The sequence below is a fragment of the Rhodococcus opacus genome (assembly GCF_012396235.1).
Classification (GTDB): Bacteria; Actinomycetota; Actinomycetes; order Mycobacteriales; family Mycobacteriaceae; genus Rhodococcus_F; species Rhodococcus_F opacus.
The window spans coordinates 202,741-224,176 of the sequence record NZ_JAAXPA010000006.1; the positions used below are offsets into that span (position 1 = coordinate 202,741).

Genomic DNA, 21,436 nt, shown 5'->3' on the forward strand with positions numbered 1-21,436 from the left:
AACCGATGCCGATCACGGCTTCGACCAGGGATAATTCCCTACATCAGCCGATGCGGACGGGGACGATCATGACGCCACTGCAACGCTATATCGCCGAAGAGATCGCGATCGACCATGCCGACGGGCTGCTGTCCCGCCGGGAGGCGTTGCGAAGACTCGGACTCATCGGCCTCGGCGTGGCGGCGGCGTCCTCGCTGCTCGCCGCGTGCGCCACCGACAGCGACGAGTCGCCGACCTCGGCGCCGGTGACGCCGGGCGGGGCGACGCCGCCGCCACCGGGAGCGGCCGAGGCAGTCGAGACCGAAGCGGTCACGTTCCCCGGCCCGGACGGCCGGGTCCTGCAGGGCGCGTGGGCCGACGCCGCCGCGCCCCGCGGAACGGTCCTCGTCATACACGAGAACAAGGGCCTCACCGACCACATTCGTTCGGTGGCGGGACGATTCGCGGGTTCCGGTTACTCCGCGCTCGCCCTCGACCTGCTCTCGGAAGAGGGCGGGACCGCGACGTTCACCGATCAAGCGCAGGCCACCGCCGCGCTGGCCACCGTGCCGCCGGCACGCTTCGTCGCCGACATGAAGGCCGGGATCGACGAACTCGGGCGTCGGGTGCCGGACGAGAAGATGGCGGCGGTGGGGTTCTGCTTCGGCGGCGGGATGGTGTGGCGACTCCTCGCGTCCGGAGAGCCGCGGCTGGCGGCGGCGGTCCCCTTCTACGGTCCCCTGCCCGAGGGCGCCGACTTCTCCGGGTCGAAGGCCGCGGTCCTCGCCCTGTACGCGGAATTGGACGCCCGGGTGAACGCGTCCCGCGACGCCGCGGCCGCCGCACTCGCGAAGGCGAGGCTACCGCACGAGATCGTCACGGTTCCGGGCGCCGATCACGCGTTCTTCAACGACACCGGGCCCCGCTACAACGCGACCGCGGCAGCCGAGGCCTACGAACGTGTCCTCGCCTGGTTCGGCGAATACCTGGGGTGAGGCGGGCGCATCAGCAGTGCGGCCACGAGGAAGCAGACGGCTCCCACGAACGTGCCCAGATCGGCGATCGTCGCGTTCTTCAGCGCGTCGGTGCCGGGCACGATGTACGCGCCCACCGCGGACACCCCGAACGCTATCGACCCGATCATGTTCAGCCAGGTGCTGCGCCAGTTGCGGGCATGCGGATCCCACAGCTTGTCGGTTTCGGTGGTGGCCACCACCGCCAGACCGCTGGCGACGAGGAACGCCGTCGACCCGAAGAGGTCGGGACGCCACCCCCACACCCGGTCCTCTTCGACGGTGAGGCTCTGGATCAGCACGACCCCGGTACTCACGTTGAACAGCAGGGTGCCGACGAACTGGATCAGCGCCGCCCACCAGTCGTAGCGTTCGACCGTCGCGGATTCCTCCCCGGGCACCGGCCTGCCGCTGAGCCGCAACTGGATGAATCCGGCGGTGGTGAAGAACAGCGACCCGACGAAGTAGGTGATGTTGTCGATCTCGGGGCCGACCGCCTGCCCGTACACCCGCGTGGCCGCCATCCCGAACAGGAAGGAGCCGATGACGAATCCCCAGGACTCCCGGCGCAGCCGGAGCGTTCGGCGAGGTGCGGACGAGGTGTGGTCACTCGACACCGTGACGTCACCCCCTCACCGGTCGGCAAGGTCTCAGACTCTCCGAAGACACGCACCGGGTCAAGGTCGGACGCCGAAATTCGGCTGCGAGTCCACGTGGGGTGTGCCAGTGTCGGGACATGACGACGACCACCGCCGGCATCACGATCAGAACGGCGACCGAACAGGACTGGCCGAAGATCACCCTGCTCAACGAGATCTGCTTCGTGACACCGCAGACCGAGGAGTTCACCGCCCACTGGAAGCAACTCGTCAGCGGCGCGCCGCCGATCATCGCGCTCGACGAGGACTCGGTGGTCGGCGCCACCATGGACATCCCCATGACCGTCACCGTTCCCGGTGGCGAAGGCGTTCCCGCGGCGGGTGTCACCGCGGTGACGGTCGCGCCCACCCATCGACGCCGCGGCCTCCTGCGCGCGCTCTACGCCGAACATCACGCCCGCATCCGGACGTCGGGTGTCCCGCTGTCACTCCTCACGGCCAGCGAGGGCGGGATCTACGGACGCTTCGGGTACGGACCCGCGACCGTCGAGACCACGTCGAGCATCGACCGCCGGTTCGCCGTGCCGCACCCGAAGGCACCGGACCCGGGTGGTGTGCGGATGGTCCATCCCGCGGAGGCCCGGGTGGCGTTCACCGACCTCTACGACCGCTGGCAACGGGTGACCCCGGGGGCGCAGGTCCGGCCCGGGATCGTGTGGAATCGGATCTTCGCCGACCGCGAGAGCGAGCGCGGCGGCGGCACAAGCCTGTTCGGGCTCGTGCACGACGACGGTTACGTGCTCTACCGTCGCGTGTCCGGCGACAACGGAACCGTCGCCCGGGTGGAGGAGATCCGCACGGTCACGCGGGACGCGCACGCGGCGTTGTGGCGGGCACTGCTCGGCCTGGACCTCGTGCGCCGCATCGAGGCGCACCTCACCCCCGAGGACCCGCTGCCGTATCTGCTGACCGACGGCCGGCTGGTGCGCACCACCTCGCGCCACGACGAGCTGTGGGTCCGGATCATGGACGTGCCCGCCGCGCTCGAGGCCCGCAGGTACCGAACAGACATCGACGTCGTGATCCAGGTCGACGACGGATTCCTGGACGCCGGTGGGCGGTTCGCGCTGACCGTGCGGGACGGCACCGCGATGTGCACCCCGACCGACTCCGCCCCGCAGGTGGTGCTCGACCATGACGTGCTGGGCAGCCTGTATCTCGGCGCCCACCGGGCACGCACGTTCGCGGCCGCGAACCGGCTGCAGGCTGCGGACCCCGACGTCCTCGACCGTGTCGATCACGCCTTCGGCGCCGACCGCGACGCCCAGATGGGGTGGCCGTTCTAACGGCCCGAACCGGCCTGTTTCGCGAACACCGCCCGCGCCCGTTCGGCGACGGCCCGGGCCCGCGCCGTGCTCCGCACACCCTTCAGCCGGGCGAGCACCACGGGCAGGCCGGGAACGTCGTCGGCGATCGGCAGCGTCGCGACGCGTCCGCCGTCGTAGGTCCGGCCCTCGGCGGGCCGCTGGTTGAGGATCGAGAAGCCGTGGCCGCGGGCGACGAGCCCGCGCACCGTTTCGTAGCTTGCGGACCGGTACCGGACCACCGGCGTGACCCCCGCGGCGGACAGCATCGCCAGGAAGTAGTCGCGGCTGCTCGGCAGGTCCAGCAACACCATGGGTTCGCCTTCGAGCTCGGCGAGCGTGATCGCGTCGTGGCCGGCGAGCCGGTGGTCGGGCGGAAGGATGACGTGCGGTCGGGCGACCCCGAGCGTCTCCGTCTCCATGTCGTCGCCCAGCGCGAGGTCGTACGTCAGGGCCAGTTCCGCGGTGCCGTTGCGCAGCGCCGCCCGCACCGCCTCCGCCTGCGTCTCGACGACCTCGACCTCCAGGTCGGGGTGCTGATCACGCAGGTCCGAGATCAGTGTCGGGAGGATGAACGGGGTGAGGGTGACGAAGCAGGCCAGGCGCACCGTTCCCCGGACGTTGTCCTCGTGGCCGCGGGCCGCGTCGAGAACCTCACCGAGGTGGGCGAGGACGCTGCGGGTGTCGCGGAGCATCTCCTCCCCCGCCGCGGTGAGGACCAGTCCGCGGGACCGTTGCCGGATGAAGAGCTGAGTGCCGATCTGGTGCTCGAGTTGGGAGATCGCCGAGGAGACCGCCGACTGCGCGACCATCAGTTCGTCGGCTGCCTTCGTCATGCTGGAGAAGTTCGCGGCCTCGACGAAATACCTGAGCTGGGTGAACGTCACGTCGGGTCGTCGTTGCATGCGCTCTCCTCGGGATCTGAGGCCACCAGGATCGCAGGTCTCCGACCGGGGAGCCACCCGCGACACCGTCAGCGGATGTCTGCCTTCACGAGGTCGGGGTCCTGCTCCGATCCGGGGCCGTCCTCCCGGGCGGGGCGCGGGCCGCTCGCGGACCGCACGGACTTGCCGCGCACGTATCCGACGGCGCCGAGGAGCGCGAGCACGGCCAGCGTTCCGAGGGTGAACAGTTCGAACGTCCCCTGGCTCACTCCCCAGATCTCCTCGAAGTCGTAGTCCAGGCCGAACACCGATTCCAGGGTTCCGGGGAAGACGGCCACCCAGGAGCCGAGCAGCACCCATGCGAAGCAGAGGATGCCGAGCACGCGGAAGCCCGCGTTTGCGGTGGGAACCCGGAAGGGCCGCACGACGTCCGGGAATCGTGTGCGCAGGCGGACCGCCGAAGGGATGACGATCAGGTAGCTGAGCAGGAACGTCGAGATCGAGATGGTGAGCACGACCGCGAAAATGGAACCACCGGAGCCGGTGATCTGCATGGCCGCGATCATGAAGACGGTGGCGACGAGTCCGGACAGGAAGTTGACGCGCACCGGCGTTCCGAGACGCGGATGGAAGCGGCCGAAGAACCCGCCGAAGAACGCGCCGTCGGCCGCGGCCATGGCCTGCATGCGGTCGCTGATGATCATCCACGCCGCGCCCTGGGTCATCAGGATGACCGCGAAGATCACCCCGGTCACGGTGAGCATGGCGGGTGCGGCGGGACCGTAGACGCTGTACACGGTCGCGACCGCCTCGAGAAGTCCGCCGACACCGGTGATGTCGTCTGCGGGGACGACGAGCAGGATGGCGAAGATCGGCAGCAGGTAGGACGCGGCGGCGATGGCGCAGGCGCGGGCGATCGAGATCGGGACGTCGCGGGCGGGGTTCTTCATCTCCCCGGCGGCGCTGTTTCCGGATTCGAACCCGAGGTAGGAGAACAGCAGCAGCGGCGTCACGCCGAGGAGCCCGGTCAGGGTGGGGCTGAAGTCGCCCGCCGAGATGCCGGCGAATCCGTTCTTCGCGGCGTAGATGCCGGTGGTGACGAGGAAGAACAGCAGGAAGACGATCTTGAGGAACGCACCGACCGTCGGAATCCATTTGCCGCGGGCCAGACTCACGACGGCCGCGAGCACCGTCAGCCAGATGAAGACGAGTTTGAACAGGTAGTCCGTCACCGATCCTTCCTCGAACGCGGTGACGTAGTGGTTCCAGGTCTCCGCGGCGATGAACGCCATGGACCCGCCGACCCACACGGGCTGGGTCACCCACGTCAGCAGCGATGCGAGGGCGGCGAGGGGCCGGCCGAACGCTCTCCGGACCCACACGTACACACCGCCCTCGCCGGTGAACGTGCTGCCGATCTCGGCGAAGATAAGGCCGTACGGCAGCAGGAAGAACACCGCGAGAACCAATGCCCAGGTGAATGTCTCCGCGCCGAAGGTGGAGACCTGACCGAGAACCTCGACCGACACGACCGCCGCGACGATGAGGAAGACGATGTCGAAACGGCCGAGTGACTTCTGGAGATGTTGCGTCTGTTCGTCCGCCAGGGCGGTGGGGGTGTTGTCGCTCATCGATGTACCTCGTTGCTGGAGCCGATGGGAATGTGCTTGCGCGCTGCCGGTTTTCAGTCGGCCGGTTTCAGTCGGCGCGGTAGACGGTCCGCCCCTCCACCATGTCGGCGGCGCCGAAGATGCACCCTGTTTCAGCGGCTGCGGTCGAATCTGTGGTCATGACGTCTCTCTCGTTGCAGTGATGCCGGTCACTACTGTCGTCCGCACCCGGCAAATCTGTACAGCACAAAGATCCGGGGTACTGCATCAGTTCTCCAGATGCGGAGGCCGCCGGGTTGGCATCTGAATAACTGATGCAGTGGCACGGAAAGATCCTGTTGACTGTTGTGGTCGGGCGGACCGACGATTCTGGCACTGCACGAACCCGAACAGCGTGAGGAACCCACCGTGCGTGATCCGCGATACGACATCCTTTTCGAACCGGTCAAGATCGGACCGGTCACCGCCCGCAACAGATTCTTCCAAGTCCCGCACTGCAACGGCATGGGCTACCGCGACCCCTCCGGGGAGGCGTACATGCGGCGCGTCAAGGCCGAGGGCGGCTGGGCCGTCGTCTGCACCGAGCAGGTCGAGATCCACCCCACCTCGGACATCGGCCCGTTCATCGAACTACGCCTGTGGGACGACCAGGACCTGCCCGCCCTGACCCGGATCTCCGAGAAGATTCACGAGGGCGGCTCCCTCGCAGGCATCGAACTCGCCCACAACGGCCTGAACAGCCCCAACCTGATCAGCCGCGAGACCCCACTCGGCCCGCAGAATCTGCCCGTCGTCTCCTGGAACTACGACCCCGTCCAGGCCAGGGCGATGACCAAGTCGGACATCGCCGACCTCCGGCACTGGCACAAGGAGGCGGTGCGCCGGTCGCTGAAGGCCGAATACGACATCGTCTACGTGTACGCCGGGCACGCGATCGGCGGCCTGCACCACTTCCTGTCCCGCCGCTACAACAACCGGTCGGACGAGTACGGCGGCAGCCTGACCAACCGGGTTCGCCTGCTCCGCGAGATCCTCGAGGATTCGCGTGAGGTCGCCGACGGGAAGGCCGCCGTGGCGTGCCGCATCTCGGTCGACGAACTCCTCGGCGACGAAGGGATCACCCGCAGCGAGATCGAGGACGTGATCGGCCTGCTCGGCGAGACCCCCGATCTGTGGGACTTCGTGCTGGGCAGCTGGGAGGACGACTCCGTCACCTCGCGGTTCGGTCCCGAGGCGGAGCAGGAACCGTATGTCCGCGGGCTGAAGCGACTCACCACGAAACCCGTCGTCGGCGTCGGCCGCTTCACCTCGCCCGACACGATGCTGCACCAGGTCAAGAGCGGCATCCTCGACTTCATCGGGGCGGCCCGCCCCTCGATCGCAGACCCGTACCTTCCCCGCAAGATCGAGGAGGGCAACCTCGAGGACATCCGGGAGTGCATCGGTTGCAACATCTGCGTGTCCGGTGACTTCACGATGTCCCCGATCCGCTGCACCCAGAACCCGACGATGGGCGAGGAGTTCCGGCGCTGCTGGCACCCGGAGCGGATCAAGGTCCGCTCGACCGATTCGAACGTCCTCGTGGTCGGCGCCGGCCCCGCCGGACTCGAGGCGGCGCGCGCGCTCGGGCAACGCGGCTACCACGTCAGCCTCGCCGAGGCGAGCAGGCAACTCGGCGGCCGTGTGACCCGCGAGTCCAAGCTGCCCGGCCTGTCCGCGTGGATCCGCGTGGTCGACTACCGCGAACAGCAACTCCGCAAGCTCCCCGACGTCGACGTGTTCATGGAGAGCGAGATGACCGCGGACGACGTCATCGAGAACGACTTCCATCACGTGGTCGTCGCCACGGGCTCGCACTGGCGCCGCGACGGCGTCGGCCGGTGGCACACCCACGCCGTCCCCGTCGACGAGCACGCCGACGTCCTGACCCCCGACGACGTGATGGCGGGGCTCCGCCCCCGGGGCAACAAGGTCGTGCTCTTCGACGACGACCACTACTACCTCGGCGCGGTCGTCGCCGAACTCCTCGCGAAGGAGGGATTCGACGTCACCCTGATCACCCCGGCCGCGCACGTGTCGCAATGGACGACGAACACCATGGAGGTGGTCCGAATCCGCAAGCGAATCATCAAGGCCGGCGTGCACGTTCAGGTCAACCGCGCCGTCACCGCGGTCACCCCCCAGGGCGTGCGCACCGTGTGCGCGTTCACCGGCGACGAGCAGTTCGTCGACGCGGACAGCGTCGTCCTCGTCACCGCCCGACTCCCGCACGACGGGTTGTTCCACGAACTGCAGTCCCGCGAATCCGAATGGGCCGACGCCGACCTGCGCAGTGTCCGCGGCATCGGCGACGCCTGGGCGCCGTCCACCATCGCGGCGGCGGTCTGGTCCGGGCACCGGTACGCCGAGGAACTGGACGAACCACCCGCCCCGGGTCCGGTCGCCTTCCGACGCGAAGTCACCGGACTGTCCATCGAACCCGTCGAGAAATTCTCCGTCGCCCCGCTCGCCACCGCACAGAACTGAGGAACACCATGACCGCAGTGCACCCGATCCCGACCGACGCCCGGAACATCGCGGCGATGACACCCAGCGCCTACGTCACCGCGGACACGCTCCAGGCAGGCGATCCGAAGGAACACGAAATGGTCCACCTGAGCAGCGGGGACGAGAAGTTCACCATCGGCTCGTGGCGTGCGGAGCCGTATCGCGAGTACATCGAGTCGTACCCGGGCGACGAATACACCCGGGTGCTGGAGGGTTCGGTGACGTTGACAGCGGACGACGGCGTCGCACACACCTTCGGACCCGGCGACGCGTTCACCCTGACCAAGGGGTGGCGCGGCGAGTACCGCGTCGACGAGCCCCTGCTCAAACAGTTCGCCATCTATGTTCCCTGATCGCACACCACCACTTTCGAGCCCGAGGGATGACGATGCCTGATCCGACCACACTCGCCGACTGGACCCGGCTCGCCGCGACGATCACGCTGCGCCGGGAGCTTTTCATCGACGGCGCGTTCCGTCCCGCCAAGTCGGACGAGACGTTCGACTCGATCAACCCGGCCACCGGTGAGCTGCTGGCACGGGTGGCGGCCGCCGACGCCCCGGACGTCGACGCCGCGGTACGGTCTGCGCGCGAGGCGTTCGACTCGGGCGTCTGGTCGCGGAGCCCGGCGTCCCACCGCAAGCGGGTCCTGCTCCGGCTCGCCGAGCTGATCCTCGAACACCGGCACGAGCTCGCCCTGCTCGACTCCCTCGACATGGGCAAGCTCGTGGTGGAGGCGCTGACCGTCGACGTCCCCTCGGCCGCCGAGCTTTTCAGGTTCTACGCCGAGGCCCTCGACAAGATCGGCGGGGAGATCGCGCCCACCGATCCCGGGAGTCTCGCGCTCGTCTCCCGTGAACCCCTCGGGGTCGTCGGGGCGGTGGTCCCGTGGAACTTCCCCCTCGACCTCGCGGTGTGGAAACTGGCGCCGGCCCTCGCGGCCGGCAACAGTGTCGTCCTCAAACCCGCCGAGCAGGCTCCGCTGTCGGTGCTCCGGCTGGCCGAGCTCGCCGCCGAGGCGGGGCTGCCCGATGGCGTCCTGGGTGTCGTCCCGGGGCTCGGCGCCACCGCCGGGGCGGCGCTGGGCCTGCATCCCGACATCGACGTAGTCGCCTTCACCGGCTCGACCGAGACCGGGAAACGGTTCCTCCGGTATGCGGCGGACTCGAATCTGAAGCAGGTCTGGCTCGAATGCGGAGGCAAGAGTCCCAACCTGGTCTTCGCGGACGCCGACCTCGACGACGCGGTGGAGAAAGCCGTCTTCGGTGCGTTCTACAACCAGGGTGCGGTGTGCTCGGCCAACTCCCGGTTGCTGGTCGAGGAGTCGGTGGCCGAACAGGTGACCGAGGCCCTCGTCCGCCGGGCGTCGTCGATCCGCCCCGGCAATCCGCTCGATCCCGCCTCCACGCTGGGCGCGATCGTCGACGAGAACCACGCTCGCACCGTGGCGGGGTTCATCGACCGCGCCCGGTCCGACGGCCGGGTGTTGCTGGGCGGCAACAGGACCACCGTCGACGGCCGCGGATCCTTCGTCGAACCGACGATCTTCGCGGACCTCGCACCCACGGCCGAGGTGGTGACCCAGGAGGTGTTCGGACCCGTCCTCACCGTCCAGACGTTCACCGACGAGGCCGACGCCGTCCGGATGGGCAACGACAGCATCTACGGGCTGGCCGCCTCGGTGTGGACCGAGAACCTGAACCGGGCGCACCGCGTCTCCGCGGCACTGCGGGCGGGAACCGTCTCCGTCAACACCGTCGACGCCATCAGCGCGCAGACCCCGTTCGGCGGGTTCAAACAGTCCGGGTTCGGCCGTGACCTCTCCGTACACGCGTTGGACAAGTACACCGGACTGAAGACGACGTGGATCCGGCTACGACAGTGAGCTCCCGACCTCGCCGGGCGAATGTACCCGTCGGCGCTGCCGAGGCGCCCGAAGGTACATTCGCCCCGAAACAGCACTTCATGGCGATACTTCTACGATTTCGCCGATCACCGTGCGCCGGCTCGAAGCGAGGGACTGGGGGTTGGTGCTCCGAATCTATTCGGAGGGCATCGTCGGCGGGCTAGCCACTTTCGATACCGAGACCCCGACGCAGTCGGAACTGGACGCGCGCTGGCTGGACGGCCACCGGTGGGTGGTCGAGGTGGACGGAACGGTCGCCGGGTGGGCGGCCCTGTCCCCCGTGTCCTCGCGGCGCGTCGGTGCTGGCCATGAACACCGGGTCCATCGCACTGCACCACGCGGTCGGCTACCGGACGGTCGGGGTGCGGCAACGCCTCGCGCAGATCGACGGCGTCTGGCACGACAGTGTGCTACTCGAGCGCCGCCGGGACACCTGACATTGCGACCACCCGGGGATACCGTGGAGGAATGCTCCCCGTCATCGATTTCGCCGAACTGGACACACCGGCCGGGCGGGAACGGCTGCGGGAGATCACCCATCACGTGGGGTTCTTCTACCTCGACGGGCACGGCGTCGACCGGGAGCTGCTCGATCGGGTATTCACCGTCGCCCGGGAGTTCTTCGCCCTGCCCGACGACTCCAAGCAGTCGATCGCGATGCTGAACAGCCCCCACTTCCGTGGCTACAACCGGGTGGGCGGTGAACTGACCAACGGCGAGACCGACTGGCGGGAACAGATCGACATCGGCCCCGAACGGCAACCGATCCCCGGCGCCGACGGCTACCTGAGACTGCAGGGTCCCAATCAATGGCCCGCGGACCTCCCCGACCTCGAGAAGACGATCGAGGCCCTGGACGCCGCGCTCACCGACGTCGGGATGCGGCTCCTGCGGCACTGGGCCGCGTCACTCGACGCCGATCCGGCGATCTTCGACGACGCCTTCGCGCACGCCCCCGCCACGCTGATCAAGGTCGTCCGCTACCCGGAACGGCCGAGCGCCGACCACACCGGCGAGCAGGGCGTCGGCGCCCACAAGGATTCGGGCGTACTGACGATGCTGCTCCTCGAACCCGGCTCGTCGGGACTCCAGGTCGAAACCGAGGACGGCGACTGGATCGACGCACCGGCCCGCGCCGGCTCGTTCGTGGTCAACATCGGCGAACTGCTCGAGGTCGCGACCGGCGGGTACCTCAGGGCCACCCGGCACCGGGTGCTCACCCCGGCCGGTGCGCCCGAGCGACTGTCGGTGCCGTACTTCCTCAATCCCGCTCTCGACGCCACGGTCCCGACCATCGAGCTGCCGCCGCACCTGGCCGAACGTGCCCGCGGCATCGAACTCGACCCGGCGAATCCGCTCTATCGCACGTACGGCGAGAACGCGTGGAAGAGCCGGACCCGCGCGCACCCCGACGTCTACGCCCGCTGGTATCCCGGCGAGGCGGAACCGGAGTAAACGCGCGCCGCCGCCGGGAGTATTGTTCCCGCAGTGTTGTTCCTGACCTCTCGGCGCTACGTCGACCTCCGCCTGCAGGCGAGCGCAATCTGTCCGCGCTCGCGCTGACGCACCTCTCCACTCAGGACTCTCTCTCGCCGTATCCGCCCCACCGGGCGACGTTCCACGGCCCCCATGCGAAAGGCACACCCATGCCCAGTCCCGCGCTGTCCACGCGCGCCGAGACCACCTCTCGACGCCGGCTACCCCAGTGGGCCACCTCCTTCGGCCCCCAGATCGTCACCGGACTCGTCGTCGGCGTCATCCTCGGACTCGTCGCCCGCGCCATGCCCGTCGCCGCCGACGGCAACGAGAACTGGCTCGTCGGAACCGTCCACACCATCGGCTCCAGCTACGTGAAACTGCTTACCGTCGCGGTGATCCCGTTGGTGTTCACCGCCATTGTCAGTTCGATCGCCAACCTGCGTGAGGTGGCCAACGCCGCGCGCCTCGCCGTGCAGACGCTGCTGTGGTTCGCGATCACCGCGTTCATCGCCGTCGTCATCGGAATCGTCATCGGACTCGTCACCCAGCCCGGATCGCACACGACCGTCACCGGCGCCGGCAAGGAACCGGCCACCACCGGGTCGTGGTGGGCGTTCGTCACCGGCCTCGTGCCCAGCAACTTCCTCGGCCTGAACGCCAAGACCACCCTCACCGAGGGCGCCGCCAGCACGTCGCTGAGTTTCAACGTGCTGCAGCTGCTCGTCGTCGCGGCCGCGATCGGCATCGCCGCACTGAAGGTCGGGGCAAAGGCCGAACCGTTCCTGCAGTTCAACGCGTCACTCCTCGCGATCGTGCAGAAGGTGCTGTGGTGGATCATCCGCCTCGCACCGATCGGGACCGCCGCGCTGATCGCGAACGCCGTCGCCACCTACGGCTGGGACGCCATCGGCTCGCTCGGCTGGTTCACCGCCGCCGTCTACATCGGCCTGGCCGTCGTGTTCCTCGTCGTCTACCCCGTCCTGATCCGCGCGCACGGACTGTCGGTGCGCGCCTTCTACTCCGGCGTCTGGCCCGCGACGCAGCTCGGCTTCGTGTCCCGTTCGTCGATCGGCACCCTGCCCCTCACCGAGCGGGTCACCGAACGCAATCTCGGTGTCCCCCGCGAGTACGCGTCGTTCGCGGTGCCGCTCGGATCGACCACCAAGATGGACGGCTGCGCTGCCATCTATCCCGCGATCGCCGCGATCTTCGTCGCCGAGTTCTACGGTGTGCCTTTGTCGTTCACCGACTACCTGCTGATCATCGTCGTCTCCGTGATCGGATCCGCGGCCACCGCGGGCACCACCGGCGCGACGGTCATGCTCACGCTCACGCTGTCGACGCTGGGACTGCCCCTCGCCGGGGTGGGCCTGCTGCTCGCCGTCGAACCGATCGTCGACATGGGCCGCACCGCGGTCAACGTCACCGGCCAGGCTCTCGTCCCGACGATCGTCGCGAAGCGGGAAGGCATCCTCGACGAAGCCCGCTACAACGCCGAACGGACCGGCGACCCGTTCCAGGACGACGAACCGGTCGCAGCGAAGTAGCGAAACGCTCGACGAGAGCCTTCCCACGTGGAAGGCTCTCGTCATGGCCGACCTCGACGCGATCAAACGACGGATCGTCATGCAATTCCAGCGGCACGTCGCCAACCCGCTCTCCAGGCGACTGTCGAGCCAGACACTCCTCGAGACCACCGGCCGCGTCAGCGGGCAGCCCCGCCTCACCCCGATCGGTGGCCGGCGCACGGGCACCGAATTCTGGCTGGTGTCCGAGTTCGGTGAGCGGTCGAATTACATCCGCAACATCCGCGCGAACAATGCCGTTCGCCTGCGGATCCACGGCACGTGGCATACGGGCACCGCGACGCTGCTGCCCGACGACGACGCCCGCGCCCGCCTGGCGCAGCTCCCCCGGATGAACAGCGCCGCCGTCCGGGCCGTCGGCACCGACCTGCTGACCGTCCGCATCGATCTCACCGACTGAGATCAGCCCCCGCACACGCCCGGATGAACAACGTCACATACCAGCCTGGCCAGGTGTGATGTTCGCGACTACGCGTTCTGCCTGCACGCTCGGCGCGGATTTGGTACCGCTCGTCGGCTGCGGATCGAGCTACTTGCTCTCGAGACTTAGCCTCGGCTAATCTGCGATTTCGCGCGGACCTGCGACAGTTCCGCACCTCAGACAACGACGTCTGCCTCACCGGCGTATCGGTTCGGGGCCGGTTCTCTGCCGTGATCCTCTCGCCGACGCCACCCGTGCGCCCAGCACGGCCCCATATTCGGCGAGTATCGCGAGGAGACAGTCGGTTGAACACGAGTGCCACCGAGTCCGGCCTGTACGACAGGACGCTCGACAAGAGCAGCTGCGGCGTGGGCTTCATCACCCGCAAGGACGGCATTCAGACCCATGACGTCCTCACCCGGGGCCATGAGGCCCTGTGTGCGGTTCCTCACCGTGGTGGCATGTCGGCCGAGGGTGTCGGCGACGGCGCCGGTGTCTGCGTCGACCTGTCGGTGCCGTTCTTCCGCACCCTGACCGGTCAGGGTGATCTCGAGGCCGGCCGCTTCGGTGTCGGCAACTTCTTCCTCCCCACCGACGTGGCGTTCCACGGCGACGCGGAGGCCGTCATCGAGCGGGCTCTCGCCGAGCAGGGGTTCGAGGTGCTGCTCGAACGCGACGTGCCCGTCGACGCGACCGTGCTCCGGCCCGCCGCGATCCGGCACCAGCTGCCGATCCGGCAGTGGGTGTTCACCGCGCCCGACGCGTGCGCCGACGAGACCGAGTTCGACCGTCGCATCCACGACGCCCTGCTCGCGATCGAGGCCGTCGCGTACACCCAGCCGGATCTGGCCGGGCTGTACCCGCTGTCGCTCAGCGCCCGCACCCAGGTGCTCAAGGGCCGTCTCAACTCGAACGAGGTGATGCCCTACTTCCAGGACCTGGTGGACCCGGCCCACGCCGTGCACACCCTGTACTTCCACACCCGGTTCTCGACGAATACCGACCCGCACCCGACGATGGCGCAGCCGTTCCGTCTGATGGCGCACAACGGCGAGCTCAACACGGACAAGAAGAACCGCCTGTCCGAGACGGCGCTCGCTCGTGCCCGTAACCGGGAGATCGTCCGCCCGCACGGCCAGTCCGACAGTTGCCGCCTGGACCAGACGCTGCAGAGCCGTGTCGTGGAGGACGGACTCGACCTGGTGACCGCGGTGGTGTCGATGATGCCGCCGGCGTGGGAGAACGACTCCACCCTGTCGCCCGAGGTCCGGGCGATGCTCGAGTACTTCTCGCTGTACGAGGAGAAGAACGACGGCCCGGCGGCGCTGATCTTCGGTGACGGCACCGTCGTCGGCGCCCGCCTCGACCGGCTCGGACTGCGTCCGCTGCGCTCGGTGGAGACGGACGAGTACCTGTGCGTCACGTCCGAGGCCGGGCAGATCGACTTCGACCCCGACACCGTCCTGCGTCGCGGACGCATCGAGGCCGGCGGCATGCTGTACTTCGACCACCGCGAGGGCCGCTCGTACTCGACCGACGAGGCACTCGAGCTGCTCGCCTCCCGGAACGACTACCCGACGCTCGTCGCCGAGGCTCGCCGGACCATCGAGGCGCTGCCCGAGGTCGAGGCCGAGCCGGGACCGTTGCGCTACAACGGCGACCTCGAGCGCACCCAGCGCTACGTCGCGTACTCGCACAACCAGGAAAGCTTCAAGTTCATGATGGACCCGATGCTCGCGTCGGGTCAGGAGAAGATCTCCGCGATGGGCTACGGCAACGCCATCAACGCGCTCTCCGATCAGGAAGGCGGGGTGGCCAAGTACTTCTCGCAGCGTTTCGCTCAGGTCACGAACCCTTCGCTCGACAGCATCCGTGAGGCCGACGGCATGACGCTGCGCGTCGCGCTGGGCGCCAAGCCGAACAGCGGGGCGCGGTCGGCGCCGCAGATCGTGGTGCCGTCGCCGATTCTCACCCACATGGACATGCTGCGGATCCGCAAGCAGTCCGAGACGCCGGTGCAGCGTTTCCCGATGCTGTACACCCCCGTCCACGGTGACTCCGCCGCCAACGCGGCCGCACTCGAGGCCGCGGTCGACGGGCTCTGCGACGAGGTGGAGGCGTTCGCCCGCGAGCAGGGCGGCATCGCGATCGTCACCGACCGTCACGTGGCCACCGACCGCGCCGCGCTGCCGATGATCGTGGCGATCTCCGCTGTCAACCAGCGGCTGATCGAGGAGGGCCTGCGCCTGCGGGTGTCCGTCGTCGCGGAGAGCGGTCAGATCTCGTCGTCGCACCATGTGGCCGCCGCCCTCGGTTTCGGCGCCGCCGCGATCTACCCGCTCGCCGTCCGTCTGCGCGCCGAGGAGAAGTTCGCCGACGAGGCGGATGTGGCGTTCAAGCGGTTCGCGAAGGCCGCCGAGAAGTCGCTGATGAAGACGATGGGCCGGGTCGGCCTGTGCACCGCCGAAAGCTACATCGGCGGCGAGTTCTTCGAACCCAACTACCTCGACACCGACGACCGGGTGCTGCGCCGCTACTTCGCGAACGTGAAGACGCCGGTGGGTGGTGTCGGGTTCGCCGTCATCGCGCAGGCCGTCGCCGACTGGCACCAGCGCGCCCTGACGGTCACCGGGGAGAAGGACGTCCCGCTGCTCGGCCTGTTCAAGGAGCGCGCGGAAGGCGCCGGTCACTCGTACGGCACGGCGGCCGTGCGTGGCTTCGTCGACCTCACCGAGGAGCCCATCTCGTTCGACACGGCGGGCACGCAGGACCACACGGAATCGCTGCGACTGCTGCCGCTGAACCGGCTCGAGGACGCGTTCGGTCTCGACGACGACGCCTACCGCAACGCCGGCTTCCAGAAGCTGACCCCCGAGGCGATCGACCGCTTCGAGATCACCCCCGGCTACCGCGCCTTCGCGCGGACGATGGCGGAGGAGCGCACCCGTCGTCCCGCAGCGTTGCGGGACGTGCTGGATCTGCCTGCCGACGTCACGTTCCTCACCACGGCAGCCGAGTTCCGCAAGCAGATGGGCCGCTTCTCCCGCAAGGGCAACAACAGCTTCGCGGTGCGCGGACTCGAATCCGAGGCCGTCGGCGAGGACCGGTTCCGGCTCCGGCTCACCGGCCCCCACGCGGGCGAGGCCCGCGTGCTGGCGGCGCTCGGCGAATCGCTGGCGATGCGGTTCGGCGACGACCTCCGCGAGCACAGCGTGGACGGCGACGCTCTTGTCGTGCGCACGTCCGGTGAGGCGCTGCGATGTCTGTCGCTGCTGCGCACCGCTCCGGCGAGCCTGCCGATCGAGAAGGTGCAGAAGGCCAGCGACATCACCCCGTTCCTCACGTCCGGCGCCATGAGCCACGGCGCGTTGAACTCCAACGCGCACGAGGCCGTCGCGCACGGCACCAGCATGGCCGGCGGCATGTCGAACAGCGGTGAGGGCGGCGAGCACATCTCCCGCTACGGCACCATCCGCGGTTCCAAGATCAAGCAGTTCGCGTCCGGCCGCTTCGGTGTGTGGGCCGGGTACCTGGCCGACCCGATGCTCGAGGAACTCGAGATCAAGATCGCGCAGGGCGCCAAGCCCGGCGAGGGCGGGCAGCTGCCCGCACCCAAGGTGACCGTCGAGATCGCGGCCGCGCGTGGCGGCACCCCCGGTGTCGAACTCGTTTCTCCCCCACCGCATCACGACACCTACTCCATCGAGGACCTCGCGCAGCTGATCCACGACTGCAAGGCGGCGCGGGTCCGCGTCATCGTCAAGCTCGTGTCCTCGGAGGGCATCGGCACCATCGCGGTGGGTGTCGCGAAGGCCGGCGCCGACGTCATCAACGTGGCGGGCAACACCGGCGGCACCGGTGCCGCCGCGGTGACCAGCCTCAAGTACGCCGGACGTTCGGCGGAGATCGGTGTCGCCGAGGTCCATCAGGCGTTGTGCGCCAACGGGTTGCGGCAGAAGGTGCTGCTCCGGTGTTCCGGTGCGCACCAGACGGCGAGCGACGTGGTGAAGTCGGCGCTGCTCGGCGCCGACAGCTTCGAGTTCGGCACCACCGCGCTGATGATGCTCAAGTGCGTCATGGCCAAGAACTGCAACGTCAAGTGCCCGGCCGGTCTGACCACCAATCCCGAGCTGTTCGACGGTGATCCGCGGGCGATGGCGCAGTACCTGCTGAACATCGCGCACGAGACCCGCGAGGTGCTGGCCGAGCTGGGAATGTCCTCGCTGCGCGAGGCCCGGGGCCGCTCGGATCTGCTGCAGCTCCTCGACCACCCGTCGAGCGTCGGCCAGCTCGACCTGCGCGCGATGCTCGCCGTGGTCGAGGAAGTGACCATCGGCGATCCGGTGTACCTGGAGAAGGACTACACCCTCGACGACGGCTGGCTCGTGCAGCTGCGCGCCGCTCTGATCGAGCAGGGCGAGGCCACGATCGAGCTCGGCGACGGGGTGCACCTGAGCAACCGCAACAAGAGCGTCGGCGCCCAGCTGGCGGTCGATATCGAGCGGATGCTGAACCACGAGCTCACCGATGTCGAGCTGCCTGCCGTGCTCCGCGACGAGCGCGGCCGCGGCTATCTGCGCGAGGGCAGCGTCCGGATCGCCACGTCCGGGTCCGCGGGCCTGTCCTACGGTGCGTTCTGCAACGACGGCATGACCCTCGTCCACACCGGCACCGCCAACGACGGCGTCGGCAAGGGCGCCAACGGCGGCAGCATCGTCGTGCGCTCGCCCGGTGGCGGCTCCGACCTGCACGGCGGCAACGTGCTGATCGGCAACTTCGCACTGTTCGGCGCCACCGGTGGGCGCACGTTCGTCGAGGGCCAGGCGGGTGACCGTTTCGCCGTCCGCAATTCGGGTGCCACCGCGGTGGTCGAGGGCGTCGGCGACTTCGCCTGCGAGTACATGACCAACGGCGCCGTCCTCAACCTCGGCGGCTTCGGCAAGGGCGTCGGCAACGGCATGAGCGGTGGCTTCGTCTACCAGTACGACCCCGAGGGCAAGCTGCCCGGCAAGGCCAGCGCGGACTCGATCCTGCTCGGCTCCATCACCGGCGACGACGAGCACGCGGCGCTGCACCGTCAGGCCGTGCACGTGCTGCTCGGGTGGCACCTCGAGGCCACCGGCTCCGCCAAGGCGGCCTGGTTGCTCGAGAACTGGGAGACCGAACAGCACCACTTCGTGTACGGCATGCCGCGCGCACTGCTGCAGTACCAGGACAGCGACGAGATCCTGAAGGCCAAGCCCCGCAAGGAGCTCGCCGACGAACTCGCCGCCGCACTGGTCGCGCACCAGGTGCGCAAGTTCAAGCTGGACTACCGGGACGGTCACGCGGTGCTGGACGGCGCCGTGCCCGGCTACGGCGAGGCCGACACCGAAGCCATGTTCGCGCTGCTGAACAACTACACGGTGCTGAACGCGGCGCAGGAGATGGCGCTGTCCAAGCTGCCGGGTGCCGCGGATCCGTCCGATCCGGCGGTCGACAAGGCGGTCCGCAACCTGCTGCTCACCGAGGACTTCTTCCTCGTGCAGCGGTTGCAGCGGTACGCGCGGGAAGCGTTGAAGGACTACAGCGACGAGGACCTGGCCGTGATGGTGGCGGCCAAGCGTCTCGCCGACTACAAGGATGCGCTGCGCCGCCGCAACGTGCGGTCCATCGACGCCCCCGGCACGTACGGCTGGATCCTGCACCAGGACGCCAAGAACGTCGACAAGATCGGCCGGCTGCCCGGTTTCGAGGAGCTGTTCGCGCAGCACGCTCTCCCCGATCTGATCCCCACGAGAGACGTGGTCCCCTCATGAAATTGCCCTACATCCCCCAGGACGCCCCGTTCAGCGAGGACCAGCGCGTGTGGCTCACCGGCTTCCTCGCCGGCATGAGCTCGCGTCTGGTCGTCGGCGGCTCCGACGCGCCCGCCGCGGCGGGCGGTGGGCAGTTGCCCGCCATGCACGTGCTGTACGGCAGCCAGACCGGGAACGCCGAGGGTGTCGCGGAGGACGCTGCGGCCGCGGCACGTTCACAGGGCTTCGCGCCGGTCGTGAGCGCCCTCGACGACGTCGACACGGACGCCCTCGCCGCCATGCACCGCGTCCTCGTCGTCACCTCCACCTACGGTGAGGGTGAGATGCCCGACAACGCGGAACTGTTCTGGCAGGCACTGTCCGCGGAGACCGCGCCACGACTGGAGAACACCGACTTCGCCGTGCTCGCGCTCGGCGACACCGGCTACGACGGGTACTGCCAGGCCGGCAAGATGATCGACACCCGGCTCGAGCAGCTCGGTGCCCGCCGCGTCACTCCGCGCGTCGACTGCGACGTCGACTACGAGGACACGGCCGCCGCGTGGGTCGCCGACACCCTCCCCCTGTTCGCGGCCGTCGAGGGCATTCGCGGCGAGTCCCCCGTCGCCGATGTCGCCGAGCCCGAGACGAAGCCGGCCCGCAAGCGGTCGCAGTGGAACCGCAAGAACCCCTACGCGTCCACGCTCTCCGTGAACCGTCGGCTGTCGAGCGACACGTCCGCGAAGGAGATCCGGCACTACGAGTTCGCGCTCGCCGACAGCGGTCTCGAGTACGAGGCCGGTGACGCGCTCGGTGTGATGCCGATCAACGATCCCGCGCTCGTCGACGCTCTGGTGTCCCGGCTGGGCATCCCGGCGGATGCCGCTGTCACCGGCAAGGAGCGGCCGTTCAGCGATCTCCTGCTGCACGGCTACGAGATCTCCACGCCGAGCCACGAATTCATCGACGAGATCGAGAAGCGGGCCGGCGACGAAGAACTGAGCCACGTGCTGCGGCACGGCGACAAGGAAGCCCTCGACGCCTGGTTGTGGGGCAAGGACGTGCTCGACCTGCTGCTCCTCGAACCGTCGGTGACCCTGACCGCGGACGAGTTCGTCGGGCTGCTGAAGCCGTTGCAGCACAGGGCGTATTCCATCTCGTCCAGCCCGCTCGCCAACCCCGGCAGCGTGCACCTGACCGTCGCCAGCGTCCGCCACAGCTCGGCCGGACGCGACCGCGGCGGCGTGTGCTCCACGTTCCTCGCCGATCGGATCGCCGACGGCGGCAGCGGCGGGATCTTCTTGTCGAAGAACAAGTCGTTCCGCGTCCCCGCGAACGACGACGCACCGATGATCATGGTCGGCCCCGGCACCGGCATCGCGCCGTTCCGCGCGTTCCTGCAGGAACGGCAGGCGCGGGGCGCGTCGGGACGCAACTGGCTGTTCTTCGGCGACCAGCACCGCGCGTCGGACTACATCTACGAGGACGAGATTGCCGCGATGAGCGACAGCGGTCTCCTCACCCGCCTCGACCTCGCCTTCTCCCGCGACCAGGCGGAGAAGATCTACGTGCAGAACCGGATGGTCGAGAACGGCGCGGAGTTGTTCGCCTGGCTCGAGGACGGCGGCCACTTCTACGTCTGCGGCGACGCCACGCGGATGGCGAAGGATGTCGACCGGGCCCTGCACGAGGTCATCGCCACCCATGGCACCCTTTCCCCCGAGCAGGCCGCCGACTACGTGACCACGCTCAAGAAGGAAAAGCGCTACCTGCGCGACGTGTACTGACCACGTCGGCAGCAACCCACGAGGAGCAAGAACAATGGCAGTGGTGATTCTGTACGGCAGCGAGGGCGGAACCTCCGAACTGGTGGCCGACAACATCGCCGACGTGCTCGGCGACTACGGCGACACGTCCCTGTACGACATGATGGAATTCGACGCGGGCGACCTCGACCCCGAGAACTTCCACGTCATCGTGTGCTCCACCTACGGTGAGGGCGAGTTGCCCACCGGCGCGGAACCCTTCTTCGAGGGCCTCGAGGAGGACGAACCCGACCTCACCGGGATGCAGTTCGCGCTGTTCGGCCTCGGCGACAAGGTGTACGAGGAGACCTACAACCGCGGCGGCGAGATCATCGCGGAGAAGCTCGTCTCCCTCGGCGCGGTCCAGGTCGGCGAACACGGCAGGCACGACGGGTCCAGCTCGATCCGCCCGAAGGATCAGGCCGAGGAGTGGGCCAAGAACATCGGCGAGGAATTCCTCGGATAG

At 68.6% G+C, this 21,436-nt stretch carries 15 protein-coding genes; 12 read left to right on the forward strand and 3 right to left on the reverse strand.

Features of this window, described 5'->3' with window-relative positions; all coding sequences use genetic code 11:
• The first annotated feature begins 68 nt into the window (after positions 1 to 68).
• Complete coding sequence (locus tag HGB39_RS10280; RefSeq protein WP_064080747.1) at positions 69 to 974, forward strand: dienelactone hydrolase family protein; 906 nt, start codon at positions 69 to 71, stop codon at positions 972 to 974.
• Here HGB39_RS10280 and HGB39_RS10285 read toward each other — a convergent pair.
• Positions 932 to 1,609 (reverse strand): YrhK family protein, encoded by a 678-nt coding sequence (locus tag HGB39_RS10285; protein ID WP_005571273.1) that lies wholly within the window; start codon positions 1,607 to 1,609, stop codon positions 932 to 934. The two genes, HGB39_RS10280 and HGB39_RS10285, sit on opposite strands and share 43 nt — an antisense overlap.
• 119 nt (positions 1,610 to 1,728) lie before the next feature.
• On the opposite strand from HGB39_RS10285, the gene HGB39_RS10290 reads away from it, so the two are divergent.
• Positions 1,729 to 2,937: an enhanced intracellular survival protein Eis gene (locus HGB39_RS10290; protein WP_064080745.1), complete on the forward strand. Its 1,209-nt coding sequence runs from the start codon at positions 1,729 to 1,731 to the stop codon at positions 2,935 to 2,937.
• Here the strand turns inward: HGB39_RS10290 and HGB39_RS10295 are convergent.
• Together HGB39_RS10295 and HGB39_RS10300 are read right to left on the reverse strand one after the other, a co-directional pair.
• On the reverse strand, positions 2,934 to 3,860 hold the full coding sequence (locus HGB39_RS10295) for a LysR family transcriptional regulator (RefSeq protein WP_005254006.1): 927 nt from the start codon (positions 3,858 to 3,860) through the stop codon (positions 2,934 to 2,936). The two genes, HGB39_RS10290 and HGB39_RS10295, sit on opposite strands and share 4 nt — an antisense overlap.
• 68 nt (positions 3,861 to 3,928) lie before the next feature.
• A complete protein-coding gene (locus HGB39_RS10300) occupies positions 3,929 to 5,470 on the reverse strand; it encodes an APC family permease (protein WP_005571271.1) in 1,542 nt (513 codons plus the stop codon).
• 387 nt (positions 5,471 to 5,857) lie between these two features.
• On the opposite strand from HGB39_RS10300, the gene HGB39_RS10305 reads away from it, so the two are divergent.
• The 10 genes from HGB39_RS10305 to HGB39_RS10350 all read left to right on the forward strand — a co-directional run bounded on the left by HGB39_RS10305 (position 5,858) and on the right by HGB39_RS10350 (position 21,436).
• Positions 5,858 to 7,975, forward strand: a complete 2,118-nt coding sequence (locus HGB39_RS10305; RefSeq protein WP_043792376.1) for an oxidoreductase — start codon at positions 5,858 to 5,860, stop codon at positions 7,973 to 7,975.
• 8 nt (positions 7,976 to 7,983) lie between these two features.
• A complete protein-coding gene (locus tag HGB39_RS10310) occupies positions 7,984 to 8,349 on the forward strand; it encodes a cupin domain-containing protein (RefSeq protein ID WP_005571269.1) in 366 nt (121 codons plus the stop codon).
• Between the two features lie 35 nt (positions 8,350 to 8,384).
• Positions 8,385 to 9,881, forward strand: coding sequence for an aldehyde dehydrogenase (locus tag HGB39_RS10315; RefSeq protein WP_210461095.1), 1,497 nt, complete (start codon positions 8,385 to 8,387; stop codon positions 9,879 to 9,881).
• Between the two features lie 329 nt (positions 9,882 to 10,210).
• A complete protein-coding gene (locus tag HGB39_RS39575; RefSeq protein WP_257237506.1) occupies positions 10,211 to 10,339 on the forward strand; it encodes a GNAT family N-acetyltransferase in 129 nt (42 codons plus the stop codon).
• A 31-nt stretch (positions 10,340 to 10,370) separates the two neighbouring features.
• A complete protein-coding gene (locus HGB39_RS10325; protein WP_005571264.1) occupies positions 10,371 to 11,357 on the forward strand; it encodes an isopenicillin N synthase family dioxygenase in 987 nt (328 codons plus the stop codon).
• A gap of 191 nt (positions 11,358 to 11,548) precedes the next feature.
• Positions 11,549 to 12,928, forward strand: coding sequence for a dicarboxylate/amino acid:cation symporter (locus HGB39_RS10330; protein ID WP_005253997.1), 1,380 nt, complete (start codon positions 11,549 to 11,551; stop codon positions 12,926 to 12,928).
• Between the two features lie 43 nt (positions 12,929 to 12,971).
• Positions 12,972 to 13,367 (forward strand): nitroreductase/quinone reductase family protein, encoded by a 396-nt coding sequence (locus HGB39_RS10335; RefSeq protein ID WP_005571262.1) that lies wholly within the window; start codon positions 12,972 to 12,974, stop codon positions 13,365 to 13,367.
• A gap of 326 nt (positions 13,368 to 13,693) precedes the next feature.
• Entirely contained in the window at positions 13,694 to 19,186 is a 5,493-nt protein-coding gene (locus tag HGB39_RS10340; RefSeq protein WP_064080746.1) for a glutamate synthase-related protein, read from the forward strand.
• On the forward strand, positions 19,183 to 20,952 hold the full coding sequence (locus HGB39_RS10345) for a sulfite reductase subunit alpha (RefSeq protein WP_005567329.1): 1,770 nt from the start codon (positions 19,183 to 19,185) through the stop codon (positions 20,950 to 20,952). Before HGB39_RS10340 ends, HGB39_RS10345 begins: the two co-directional genes overlap by 4 nt.
• Before the next feature lie 34 nt (positions 20,953 to 20,986).
• Positions 20,987 to 21,436, forward strand: coding sequence for a flavodoxin domain-containing protein (locus HGB39_RS10350; RefSeq protein ID WP_005253993.1), 450 nt, complete (start codon positions 20,987 to 20,989; stop codon positions 21,434 to 21,436).

Excerpts from the sequence above, each read along its gene's own strand:
- HGB39_RS10280 (WP_064080747.1), top strand. The coding sequence starts at position 69 with ATGACGCCACTGCAACGCTATATCGCCGAAGAGATCGCGATCGACCAT.
- HGB39_RS10290 (WP_064080745.1), top strand. The coding sequence starts at position 1,729 with ATGACGACGACCACCGCCGGCATCACGATCAGAACGGCGACCGAACAG.
- HGB39_RS10295 (WP_005254006.1), bottom strand. The coding sequence starts at position 3,860 with ATGCAACGACGACCCGACGTGACGTTCACCCAGCTCAGGTATTTCGTC.
- HGB39_RS10300 (WP_005571271.1), bottom strand. The coding sequence starts at position 5,470 with ATGAGCGACAACACCCCCACCGCCCTGGCGGACGAACAGACGCAACAT.
- HGB39_RS10310 (WP_005571269.1), top strand. The coding sequence starts at position 7,984 with ATGACCGCAGTGCACCCGATCCCGACCGACGCCCGGAACATCGCGGCG.
- HGB39_RS10315 (WP_210461095.1), top strand. The coding sequence starts at position 8,385 with ATGCCTGATCCGACCACACTCGCCGACTGGACCCGGCTCGCCGCGACG.
- HGB39_RS39575 (WP_257237506.1), top strand. The coding sequence starts at position 10,211 with ATGAACACCGGGTCCATCGCACTGCACCACGCGGTCGGCTACCGGACG.
- HGB39_RS10325 (WP_005571264.1), top strand. The coding sequence starts at position 10,371 with ATGCTCCCCGTCATCGATTTCGCCGAACTGGACACACCGGCCGGGCGG.
- HGB39_RS10330 (WP_005253997.1), top strand. The coding sequence starts at position 11,549 with ATGCCCAGTCCCGCGCTGTCCACGCGCGCCGAGACCACCTCTCGACGC.
- HGB39_RS10335 (WP_005571262.1), top strand. The coding sequence starts at position 12,972 with ATGGCCGACCTCGACGCGATCAAACGACGGATCGTCATGCAATTCCAG.
- HGB39_RS10345 (WP_005567329.1), top strand. The coding sequence starts at position 19,183 with ATGAAATTGCCCTACATCCCCCAGGACGCCCCGTTCAGCGAGGACCAG.
- HGB39_RS10350 (WP_005253993.1), top strand. The coding sequence starts at position 20,987 with ATGGCAGTGGTGATTCTGTACGGCAGCGAGGGCGGAACCTCCGAACTG.